The sequence below is a fragment of the Actinocrinis sp. genome (genome assembly GCF_035946395.1).
In the GTDB taxonomy this organism is placed as follows: Bacteria; Actinomycetota; Actinomycetes; order Streptomycetales; family Catenulisporaceae; genus Actinocrinis.
Genome location: NZ_DASYZI010000090.1, coordinates 1 through 11,069 on the forward strand (window position 1 = coordinate 1; position 11,069 = coordinate 11,069).

The 11,069-nt window shown below is 67.0% G+C and carries 12 protein-coding genes; 7 read left to right on the forward strand and 5 right to left on the reverse strand.

The annotated features are described in order from the left end of the window. On the forward strand, positions 1–679 hold a 679-nt coding region (locus tag VGS97_RS05865), incomplete at its 5' end, for a DUF2079 domain-containing protein (RefSeq protein ID WP_326852180.1). A 276-nt stretch (positions 680–955) separates the two neighbouring features. Here the strand turns inward: VGS97_RS05865 and VGS97_RS05870 are convergent. The 4 genes from VGS97_RS05870 to VGS97_RS05885 form a co-directional block, all read right to left on the reverse strand. After that, positions 956–1,447, reverse strand: a complete 492-nt coding sequence (locus VGS97_RS05870; RefSeq protein ID WP_326852181.1) for a DUF3145 domain-containing protein — start codon at positions 1,445–1,447, stop codon at positions 956–958. Positions 1,448–1,985: 538 nt separating this feature from the next. Further along, on the reverse strand, positions 1,986–2,930 hold the full coding sequence (locus VGS97_RS05875) for a cation diffusion facilitator family transporter (RefSeq protein WP_326852182.1): 945 nt from the start codon (positions 2,928–2,930) through the stop codon (positions 1,986–1,988). Between the two features lie 26 nt (positions 2,931–2,956). Next, complete coding sequence (locus tag VGS97_RS05880) at positions 2,957–3,136, reverse strand: hypothetical protein (protein WP_326852183.1); 180 nt, start codon at positions 3,134–3,136, stop codon at positions 2,957–2,959. Between the two features lie 117 nt (positions 3,137–3,253). Further along, positions 3,254–4,183 carry an LLM class F420-dependent oxidoreductase gene (locus VGS97_RS05885; RefSeq protein ID WP_326852184.1) on the reverse strand — a complete coding sequence of 310 codons (930 nt, stop codon included), beginning with the start codon at positions 4,181–4,183 and terminating at the stop codon, positions 3,254–3,256. A 278-nt stretch (positions 4,184–4,461) separates the two neighbouring features. Here VGS97_RS05885 and VGS97_RS05890 point away from each other — a divergent pair, with 278 nt between their 5' ends. The 4 genes from VGS97_RS05890 to VGS97_RS05905 all read left to right on the forward strand — a co-directional run bounded on the left by VGS97_RS05890 (position 4,462) and on the right by VGS97_RS05905 (position 8,925). After that, the gene (locus tag VGS97_RS05890) at positions 4,462–6,252 is read left to right on the forward strand and encodes a phosphatidylglycerol lysyltransferase domain-containing protein (protein WP_326852185.1); all 1,791 of its coding nucleotides are present in this window, start codon (positions 4,462–4,464) and stop codon (positions 6,250–6,252) included. Positions 6,253–6,482: 230 nt separating this feature from the next. Further along, positions 6,483–6,983: a hypothetical protein gene (locus tag VGS97_RS05895; RefSeq protein WP_326852186.1), complete on the forward strand. Its 501-nt coding sequence runs from the start codon at positions 6,483–6,485 to the stop codon at positions 6,981–6,983. A gap of 19 nt (positions 6,984–7,002) precedes the next feature. Further along, positions 7,003–8,229, forward strand: a complete 1,227-nt coding sequence (locus tag VGS97_RS05900; protein ID WP_326852187.1) for a sensor histidine kinase — start codon at positions 7,003–7,005, stop codon at positions 8,227–8,229. 18 nt (positions 8,230–8,247) lie between these two features. Next, the gene (locus tag VGS97_RS05905; RefSeq protein ID WP_326852188.1) at positions 8,248–8,925 is read left to right on the forward strand and encodes a response regulator transcription factor; all 678 of its coding nucleotides are present in this window, start codon (positions 8,248–8,250) and stop codon (positions 8,923–8,925) included. A 127-nt stretch (positions 8,926–9,052) separates the two neighbouring features. On the opposite strand, the gene VGS97_RS05910 is transcribed toward VGS97_RS05905, so the two are convergent. Further along, positions 9,053–9,901, reverse strand: coding sequence for a hypothetical protein (locus VGS97_RS05910; protein WP_326852190.1), 849 nt, complete (start codon positions 9,899–9,901; stop codon positions 9,053–9,055). A gap of 387 nt (positions 9,902–10,288) precedes the next feature. Between VGS97_RS05910 and VGS97_RS05915 the strand changes: the two genes are divergently transcribed. After that, the gene (locus tag VGS97_RS05915) at positions 10,289–10,696 is read left to right on the forward strand and encodes a hypothetical protein (RefSeq protein WP_326852191.1); all 408 of its coding nucleotides are present in this window, start codon (positions 10,289–10,291) and stop codon (positions 10,694–10,696) included. Positions 10,697–10,848: 152 nt separating this feature from the next. After that, positions 10,849–11,069 (forward strand): hypothetical protein (locus tag VGS97_RS05920; protein WP_326852192.1); only part of this gene is annotated, 221 nt, incomplete at its 3' end.

The following is an 11,069-nucleotide window of genomic DNA, read 5'->3' on the forward strand; positions in this document are numbered from 1 at the left end:
GGCCGCGCCGCTGCTGGTCGAGCGGTTCCTTTCGATGAACCAGTTGTACTGGCAGATGCCGTACCACTACAACGCCTTCCTGCTGCCGATGCTCTTCCTCGGCGCGGTGGACGGTGCGGCGAGGCTGGCCCGCTGGCTGACGGACGGCCGACCGTTACGGTGGCGGATCCTCCGACCGCTCAGCGCACGACTCGACGGACTCTCCACAGGCAAGCTGTCCCGCGCCCGACTCGCCGGGCGCGGTCCGCTGATCCGCGGCATACTACTGGCCGGCTTCGGCCTCTATCTGGCCTTTTACGGCTGGCAATACGCGAACCGTTACCCGCTGTACGCGATGACGAAGGCGCCGTTCTGGAACACGTCCAGCCGCTCGGTGGCGGCCGGGAAGCGCGCCGCCGCGCACGTGCCGAGCAACGTGCTGGTCGCCGCGGCCACGCAGCTCGGCCCGCAGCTGCTCAGCCGCGACCGGGTCATCATGTGGGACTTCCCCGGCGACCGCTACTACCCTCCGACACCGTGGGTGGTCGCCGACGTCGCGCGCAGTTCGTTCCCGTTCAAAACCGTCACGCAGCAACGCGACGACGTCGCATGGCTGGAGCTCCAGGGCTATCGCGTCGTGTACCAAGAAGACGGTTGGGTCGTCCTGCACCAAGGCCCGCCGACCCTTGACGTGCACTAGCCTCGTCCTTCGCACGTCGCCCGGCCGAGCGAAATGCAGACCAGGACAATCCGGGGCTCGTCATCGAGCAATGGCCTTACTCGGCCCTGAGAAACACCCGATTTCCCCGGATTGCCCTTCACTCATTCAAGTGACGTGCGAAGGACGGGACTAGCCCGCGCCCCGACAACCAACCCAGCCACTCACCCGTACAACCAGCCGTCGCGACTTCTGACTTCACATCAGTCTGATCAGCCTGACATCACATCAGTCACAAACTGTCATCGAATCATCAGATCAGACCACCTGGTGCAGCCAGCGCACCGGTGCCCCGTCGCCCGCGCAGCGGAAGGGCTCAAGCTCGTCGTCCCAGGGCTTGCCGAGCAGGTTCTGAAGCTCCGCTTCGAGATCCGCGCCGCGCGCAGCACGCAGCATCGCGGCGCGCAGCCGGTCCTCCGAGACCATGATGTCGCCATGCACTCCGGTCACGGCGTGGAACACACCCAGATCCGGCGTGGAGGAGTAGCGTTCCCCCTCGGCGCCTGCCGACGGCTCCTCAGTCACCTCGAAACGCAGCAGCTGCCAGCCGCGCAGCGCCGACGCCAGCCGTGTCGCCGTACCGGGCTCCGCGGCCCAGGGCAGCTCAGCCCGCCACGTGGACGGGGCAGCGGGCTGCCGCGCCCAGTCCAGGCTGACGCGCACCCCGAGCACTCCCGCGACTGCCCACTCGACGTGCGGGCACAGCGCGCGGGGCGCGGAGTGGATGTACAGGACTCCACGAGTAGGCACGGCGGTGTCTCCTTCGGTCGGCGTCGGTAGACGAGGTGCGCCTTCCCCAGCGGCCTTGTCCCGGTGCCAACCCAGCGAGTCCGTCGTTTCACGCCTTCGCCAAGCCGTACTTGTCTGTATATGTACTTGTCTCTCGGCCGCAACCGCACCGGCCGGGCCAATCTGCTGATCGACCCATGCGAATGCACGAAGCATCCGCACGTGCTGTGCACAGTGTTCCCCAAAAACGAGTCGTCCTCACTTCGGACAGGGATGAAGTTCGGCGACTCGTGTCGGCCGTCTTCAGCCTATCGTGGTTCGGCGATCAACGCGTGAAACACTGATGGCGGGAAGGGGACCCTGCGGTGGCCCCCGGCGGGACTCCTTCCGGCTCCATCTTCCGCCCTGCGGCGAGTCGACGCCGCCTTCATTGGACGCTGTGACCCTATTGGACGGATCCCGAACCTGTCAGGCGCCCGTACGGGTGACAATCTGACGACGGATCACCGAATCGGCCCGAAGAACTGCTCAGCATGAGCCGACGATCGCTGATGGCAGCTCAGGAACGCTCACGCTCCGGCCGACTGCGCTCGATGCTCAGCAAGGACTCGGCGGCATGATCGACCTGCAACGTCGCGTGCTGGATCCCGAACGAGTCGCGCAGCAGTTCCTGGAGCCGCCCGCGCACCGCGTGGCAGTCCTGCCCCGGCTCCACCAACACGTGCGCCGACAGCGCGGCGAATCCGGAAGTGATCGTCCAGACGTGTAGGTCGTGCACCTCGGTCACCTGCGGATCGGCGGCCAACGCCGCACCGACCGCCGCCGGGTCGAGCCCGGCCGGCGCGCCTTCCAGGAAGATCCGCCACGCGTCGCGTACCAGCCGGTATCCGGCTCGGGCCATCAGCGCCGCGACGAAGAGCGAGGCGATGGCGTCGGCGCGGGCGAATCCGGTGGTCAGCACCACGACTCCGGCGACAGTCGTGGCGAGGAACGCCCAGGCGTCGCTCAGGATGTGCTGGAAGGCGCCCTCGACGTTCAGGCTGGTCCGATTCGCGCGGCTGATCAGCAGCGCGGCCACTGCGTTGACCGCGATGCCGACCAGCGCGGTGCCGGTCACCAGACCCCCGGCCACCGTCGGCGGCGAAATCAGGCGCCGTACCGCCTCGACGGTGAAGACGACCACGAGCACGAGCAGCGTGATGCCGTTGGCCTGCGCAGAAAGAATCTCGGCCCGCCGCAGGCCGTAGGTCCACGGCCCGCGCGCCGGCCGCGCGGCCAGACGCATCGCGAACAACGCGAGGCCCAGCGCGGCGGCGTCGGTGAGCATGTGGCCCGCATCGGAGATCAGCGCGAGCGAGTGCGCCGCGAAGCCGAGCACCACCTCCGCGGCCATGAACGCGAGGATCAGGCTCAGCGCGGCGGTCAGGTACCGGACGTCAGAATCCGCCGAAACCGCCGCACCGTGGTCATGCGAGCCGTGGTCATGCGCACTGCCGCCACGCACGCCGACATCGTGCGCATCGCGGTTATTCACATCCCGGTCGTGCGCACCGCGATCGAACGAACCATGATCATACGTACCGTGCTCGTACTCATGATCCTGCCCGCACCCGCGCTCGTTCCCATGCCCATGGTCACGACCGTGCCCATAGTCACGCTCGCGATCGGTGTCGTGCCCGCGCCACCCTTCGCCTGCCATCCCCTCAGCATAGCCCAGCAAAACAGTATATTGAGATATGACAATGACAACGATTGTCGGCGTCGTTTGGGCGTACCCGCCCAGCTCAACACCGGCCGAAGCGGGCCAGGCCAGTCAGGTCGGTCAGCTCACCCGTTCAGCTGCCGCGCGACCTCGCCCGCGATCAACTCCAGGTGGTCCAGGTCACCGAGGTCCAGGATCTGGAGGTACACCCGGCTCGTCCCGACCTCGGCGAACCGGCCGAGCTTGGCGACGACCTCGCCCGGCGTGCCCGCGTACCCATTCGCCCGGACCTCCTCGGCAGTCATGCCGACGGCTTCCGCGCGCCGCGCGACCTCCACGTCGTCCTTCCCGACCACGGTCGGCGCCGCGATCGAGTAGACCAGCGAGCCCGGGTCGCGGCCCGCCGCCACGGCCGCCGCGCGCACCCGCTCGAAGGCCGCGTCCGTGTCGTCCACGCCCCTGAAGCCCGCGTTGAACTCGTTCGCGTACTGCGCGGCCAGGCGCGGCGTGCGCTTCTTCCCGAAGCCGCCGACGATGATCGGCGGGTGCGGGCGCTGCGCGGGCTTCGGCAGCGCGGGCGAGTCCTCAAGCCGGTACTGCTTGCCCGCGTAGGAATAGGTCTCGCCCTCAGGGGTCTTCCACAGCCCGGTGACGATCGCGAGCTGCTCCTCCAACAGCTCGAACCGGTTGTCCGGGAACGGGATCCCGTACGCCGTGTGCTCAGCGTCATACCAGCCGGTGCCCAGGCCCAGCTCGACACGGCCGCCGGACATCTGGTCGACCTGCGCGACCTGGATCGCCAGCGGGCCGGGCAACCGGAACGTGGCCGGGGAGACCAGCGTGCCGAGCCGGATGCGCGAGGTCTCGCGCGCCAAACCGGCCAGCGTGATCCAGGCGTCGCTCGGGCCCGGTAGGCCAGAAACCGATCCCATCTTCATATAATGGTCTGAGCGGAAGAAGGCATCGAAGCCGAGTTCCTCGGCGGCCTTGGCGACCGTGAGCTGCGCGTCGTAGCTGGCGCCCTGCTGGGGCTCGGTGAAAATCCGCAGTTGCATGCCCCCATCCTGGCACTGCGACCTTACGACCCTCTTCCCGGCTCCCAGCCGCTCCCCACACTCCCGGCTCCCCAGCTCCCTGGCTCCCTGGCTCCCTGGCTCCTGCCAACCCTTCGCCGCCGTGGCCACCGGCGAGCGCCAGGAACCACGCGGCCCGGCGCACCGTCAGACCTTCAGGGACGTCGTTCTCGGTGACGGTCTGCGTACGGCTCGCGTCCCCGCCCTTCCGTCCGCCAGGATGGAAGGGACGAATCGGGCAGCGAAGGTGCAGGCGGCAAATGGTGGCGGGCACAACGGAGCGCTCGGCCGACCGGGGCGGCGACAGCAGCGCCGTCGGTGCTGCTCGATCCCCCGGCGTCTTCGGCGGCCGACTGCGCGGGCCTGCGGCGGCGTACGCGGCCTGGTATCTGCGGCTCACCGCGTGGATCAACCTGCTCGGCGCCCTGTTCGTGTCGTTCGGCAACACCGTGCACCGTCACAACTCCGGCGACTACTTCACCCCCTACCTGCTGACCGCCGGTTACGCCTCGGCGGCGTTCACCGCGTTCCTGGCCGTGACCATGGGGCGGCGCAAGCGCGCGGCGTGGATCTTCAACCTCATCCTGCTCACGCCGACCGCCGCGCTCTACGTCTACGCGATGTACTTCCCGGAGTTCCGCGCGCACGCCTTCAACTGGTTCTCCGTGGTCGTGACCGTGCTGCTGTGGCTCGCGCTGCTGTTCGGCCGCCGCGAATACTACGCGAAGGGCGACCGGAACAACCCGAGGCTGGCGGCCGCGGTGCTACTCGGCGGCGGTGCGCTGGCGGTGACGGTGGGCGCCCTGCTGGTCACCGTGTTCGGCGCGCTCGGCCAATCGAGTGTCGGCGACCGTGTCTCGTACACGCTGATGCGCGTCGCCTCGCTGTCCGGAGACGACAATGGGCCGGACGGCCTGGTGGTAGCTCACTGGGTCGGCGTAATCATCAACCTGATGAGCCTGGCGCTGTTCCTGCTCATCCTCTACGCCCTCTTCCGCTCGCCACGCGGGCGCTGGCTGCACTCGCCGCACGACGAGGAGCGGCTGCGCGCCCTGCTGGACAAGCACGGAGAGCGCGACTCGCTCGGCTACTTCGCGCTGCGCCGGGACAAGGCCGTGGTGTTCTCGCCGACCGGCAAGGCGGCCGTCGCGTACCGCGTGGTCGTCGGCGTGTCGCTGGCCTCCGGAGACCCGCTCGGAGACCCCGAGGCGTGGCCCGGCGCGATCGACGCCTGGCTCACCGAGGCGTATCAGCACGCGTGGACGCCGGCTGTCGCCGGAGCGAGCGAAGAGGGCGGCAAAATCTACGAACGGCACGGGCTGACCGCGCTGGAACTCGGCGACGAGGCCGTGGTCGAGGTCGCGGACTTCACCCTCGAAGGCCGGGCGATGCGCGTGGTCCGGCAGGCGTACAACCGGGTGAAACGCGGCGGGTACACGGTGCGCATCCGCCGGCACGCCGACATCCCGCCCGACGAGTTCGCCGCGTTGATCAAGGCCGCCGACCAGTGGCGCTACGGCCAGAGCGAGCGCGGGTTCTCCATGGCGCTGGGCCGGATGGGCGATCCAGCCGACGGACGGTGCGTGTTGGTGGAATGCCACGATTTCGAGGGCCGGCTGTGCGCGCTGCTCTCGTACGTGCCGTGGGGAACCAAGGGCCTCTCGCTGGACCTGATGCGCCGGGACAAGGCCTCGGACAACGGCGTGATCGAGTACATGGTGATCGAACTGATCCAGCGGGCGGCCGAAGTCGGCGTCGAGCGGATCTCGCTCAACTTCGCCATGTTCCGCGCGGTCTTCGAACGCGGTTCCCGGCTCGGCGCCGGACCGGTGCTGAGACTGTGGCGCGCGGTGCTGCTGTTCTTCTCCCGCTGGTGGCAGATCGAGTCACTCTATCGAGCGAACGCGAAATATCGTCCGATTTGGGAACCACGTTTCGTGCTCTACCGGCGCTCCTCGGACCTACCGCGCATCGGCGTGGCTTACGCACACGCAGAGGGCTTCCTAGGTCTGCCGTCCATCTCCCCGCATAAGCGCCAGCCCCTGCCCTAAGCCAATCCCAATCCGCCCTCAACCAGTCCGTCATCCCCTAACACCCCGACCCCGCCACCTACTATCCCCCTCCACTACAAGCCCCACAGCCCACAGTCCCCTCCACCTCCCCACCCCCACAAACCTCCACCCGCACCCCACCCACAGGTTGATCCCACCGCTCGCCCCGCCACCTACGTTCAAAGCATCGAACAAAGGATCAAGCCCGGACGGGCAGCGGGAGCAACCTTATGAGCTCGGCATCCACTCTTTTCCAGGTCGTCATCGCCGTCGGCCTCTTAGCCCTGGTCGTCGGACGACGGTTCACGCCGCGCCCCGTCCAGAGCGACACACGTCGCTGGAGGCTGCCACTGGCCGTGTCCGCAATCGGCGTCTACGGCGTTGTAAGCCTCAGTCGGCACACGCCTCCGGTGACGATCACCGGAACCGACCTGGCCTACCTCCTCGCCTGCGGCTTCGTCTCGCTGCTGCTCGGCGTGCTTCGCGGCAGCACGATCCGGATCTATCCCGCCAACGGCGAACTGGTCCAGCGTTACTCCGCGCTCACCACGGCGTTGTGGATCGTCACCATCGCGATCCGGATAGCCATGGATCTGGCCGCCCCGCCATTCGGCGTCGCCACCGCAGTCGCCTCCACCAGCCTGCTGCTGATGTTCGGCATCTCGCTGCTCGGCGAGTCGCTGGCCGTCAGCGCACGCATAGGTACCGTCCCCGCGCGCAACCTGCCGTGACCAAGCAGAGGGTATTACCGTGAGCGACGTGACCGCCTGGCCGGATCAATGGACCGAGCGCTGGATAAACGACCGCCTCGTCCCACTGAAGCGGCGTCGGATGTTCGCGGCGCGGACCATGCTGCTCAGCTTCCTCATCGCGAGCATCGCGTCCGGGCCGCTGCGCTTCTCCGGGCATGGTCGCGGCCTGGCGTCGCTGATCCTGACCGTGCTCTGTGCCACGGGCTGGCTCGTCTGGGCCATCGGGGTCTACATGGCGCCCGAGCGAATCGGCGAGCCGGCCGTGATCGTCGCGCTCGTGCTGTACGGCACGGCCGGGTCGGTGCTGACCGGGCTAAAGCTGCCGACGGAGGCCGTGATCTTCCCGTCGGTGGCCATAGTGTCCGCCGGAATCCGCTTCACGTGGCGGCAGTCGCTTGCCGCCCCCATCGTGAGCAGCGCGATCATGCTGCTCACCGCGTGGCTGTCACACGCGAACATGGGAGCGGGGATCGGCTATGCCGGTCTGCTGTTCGGCACGTACGGCCTCGGGCTCGGCCGCCGGGCGCAGATCCTGCGCGCGGAGACCGCCGAACGGCTGCTCACCGAGACCCGCCGCGCCAACAACGAGCAGGCCCACGCCGCCGCGCTGGCTGAACGCAGCCGAATCGCCCGCGAGATCCACGACGTGCTCGCACACTCGCTCTCCGCATTGACCGTGCAACTCGAAGCCGCAGACGCACTGCTGACCAACGGCACCGACCTCGTCAAGGCACACGGATACGTGGTCAAGGCGCGACATATCGCGCGTGAGGGCCTCACCGAGACCCGCCGCGCTATCGCAGCATTGCGCGAAGACACGCCTCCGCTGCGATCGATGCTGCATGGACTGGCCGAGGCGTACGAGGCGTACACCGGTGCGTCAGCCACAGTCATCGCGGACTGCGAACCCACCGACTTGCAGCCTGACGCCACGCTGGCGTTATACCGCACCGCGCAGGAGTCACTGACCAACGCACGTAAGCACGCCCCTGGTGCACCCATCGAGATCACGCTGACCTGCGATGAGTCGGCCGCCGTACTGACCGTCACCAATCAGGCCGCGTCCGCGCCCACCACTGCACTCGCTTCCTCCGGCGGCGGTTACGGACTGGCCGGGCTCAAAGAACGAGCCGAATTGGCTGGAGGCGCGTTCGAGGCAGGCCCATGGCACGGCGGTTGGCGAGTCCAACTCCGCATTCCCTCCCGTCCCCGCCCCTCTCCTTGAGCCCCCTACCCTTGAAACGTGACTGCCAGCGCACCAAAACCCCCGATCCGTGTCATCGTCGCCGATGACCAAGCGGCCGTGCGGGAAGGCCTGGTCACCCTTTTGGACCTGGACCCGCAGATCACCGTCGTCGCCGAAGCCGCGGACGGCAGCCAGGCCGTCGACGCCGTGGCCGACACCGACCCGGACGTCATCCTGATGGACCTTCACATGCCTGGGACGGACGGCATCGAAGCCACCGCGCGGATCAGCGCCCGCCACCCGCGCACAAAGGTCGTGGTGCTCACCACATATGCAGACGACGCCTCGATCCACGGCGCGCTGCAAGCCGGTGCGTTGGGCTATCTGACGAAGGACTCAGGCCGCGAGGACATCGCCCGTGCTGTGATCGCCGCGGCAGCAGGCCAGTCCGTACTCGACGGCGACGTCCAACGCAGACTCGTCTCGGCCGCCACCACCGCACGACCAAACCCCTTACCACAGCCAACACCCCCGCTGCCAGACAACCTGACGACGCGTGAGGTCGAGGTACTGCGCCTGATCGCCTACGGCCGTTCCAACGCGCAGATCGCCGGAGAGCTGTTCGTCTCAGAGGCCACCGTGAAGACGCACATCAACCACCTGTTCGCCAAGACCGGCGTACGTGACCGCGCCCAAGCCGTGCGCTACGCGTACCACCACGGCCTGGCAAGCTAACCGCTCCGCTCCAAAGCGAACCACTCAAAACACGCGGGCCGCCGCCGGAAATCCCCCGGCAGCGGCCCAAGTCATATAAAAACTGCACACCACGCATTACATACAACAGCAACCAGCACAACGCGAATTACAGTGAACTGCAAACGTTGTCGAGGTCAGTGCCGTCCGACCCAAGGCGACCCGCGGCAGCCTCGAAGTCGCTCAGGCTGCTCGTGTCGCCGTTCTGAATGGCCTTGAGCCCGGTGAGCACCGTGTTGATGTCGGTGTCCATGGCCTGGATCTTGTCCTTCACCGACTGGTGCTGAGCCTTCGCCAGCGACGAGTCGAGCGCCGACTTGATGCCCTGCACATCGGTGGTGAACTTGGCCAGGTCCGCCTGCATCGCGGTCTGGTCGGAGGAGTCGCTGCTCAGCTTCGACTCGTCGGTCTGGATCGAGCCGAGCATGCTCTGGAACGCGCTCTCCGCAGAAGTGCAGCCCGGGTCGAGCGCCGTGCTGTTGGCCACCGCCTTGGAAATCAGAATGGTCCAGCCAATGCCGAAGAGGATCGACAGCACGAGGCCGGCGACGGCGAGTCCTTTGCCCTTGCCACCGATCTTCCCGGCCCGGCCGAGGCCGAGCGCCGAGAAGATGGCGCCGAGAAGCACCGTGAAGGACAGGATGAGGCCGGCGAGCGCAAAACCGTTCTTCTGGTCCTGCGGCGGCATCGGGTAGCCGTAACCACCGGTCGGCGGCACCTGCCCGCCGAACTGCGGCGGCGCACCGAACTGAGCCGTCGGCTGCTCGTACGGCTGCTGCGGCGGCATCCCGTACTGCGGCGACTGCTGCTGCGGCTGCTCATACCCGCCGTATTGCGGTGCGGGCGCACCGTACTGTGGATCCACCGGCGGCGGGCCGAAGGACCCGGGCTCATTACCGCCCTGTGGAACGGACCAGTCACCACCCGGCTGTTGCGGCTGCCCCCATGACTCGGACACGTTGTCCCCTCCAAGGATGAAATGTTATGAGCGGCTGATCATAACGACATCGCCAAACTGGCGCTCTTCCCAGGGTTCCCGCCGATGCCGAATCGTGACTTGATCTTTCCCTGAAGTACGCCAAGCGCCACTCTCGCCGTACCAGCCCGCAGACCAATGGTGACCAACTCGGAGCAAAGGCACCAACGTTCCCATTAGCTAATTAAGGCTATCAAGTCATGATCGGTATAGACTGGCGGATTCTGCGACTCACGAACACGAATCGGTGGTCAGTCTGTCTCCATGTCGGTACCCTTCGATAGGGTGTACCGCCAGGCGGCGCGCCAGGCGTCCCGCGTGCGCCCAGCAAGCAGATTTTCACGAGGGGATTTGAGGGGATCCGGCGGGATGAGTACTAGCTTCAGAGTCGAGCTGGAGGAGCTCGAGGCGGTCCGGCTCAAGCTCCAGGCGTTGCTTCAGGATCACTTCGTGGCCCCCGCAAGCCCGCTCGCGACGAGCACGTTCCACAACAACACGGCGTCAGACCTACAGCAGACCGCCGCCCCCGGCGGCATCAAGCACGCCGAGGGCAATGACGGCTCGTCGAACTTCGGCCAGACGGACATGGGCCTCGATGCGGCCAGCAAGCTCAACGCCGCCAACGGCCAGGTGCAGCAGGCGATCTACGGCCTCATCAACGACGTCAACCAGAAGATCAACGATCTGCACGACCGGATACAGAAGACGCATCAGCTGTACTCAACCACCGAAGACAACCTGCAACTGGACATGACGCAGGTACAGAAGGACGCGTAACAACACCCACGGCCGCTCGGGGGAGACGGCCAGTCCGAGGGGTGCACGTGCGCGACTGAGGTGTGTGTGTGCGTGCGTGTGCGCGCACACGAAACACAGGGAACACAGGGAACGAAGCCAGCGGAACGAAAGACGCGGGGTAGGCCAGTCCAATGCCGAGCAGGTTCGATCACAACACGGTCCAGCAGTACGGCGGTGTCGCCTGGGCCAAGCAGCAGATCAGTCTGCTCCAGCCGTCGGCCATCGACAGCCAGATCCAGGGCTACAACCAGGTCAAGTCCTCGCTGAACCAAATCGTCGACACACTCAACCACGCGAACTCCTCCCTGCAATCCGCGTGGTCCGGCGACGCGGCCACCGCGGCGTCCCAGAC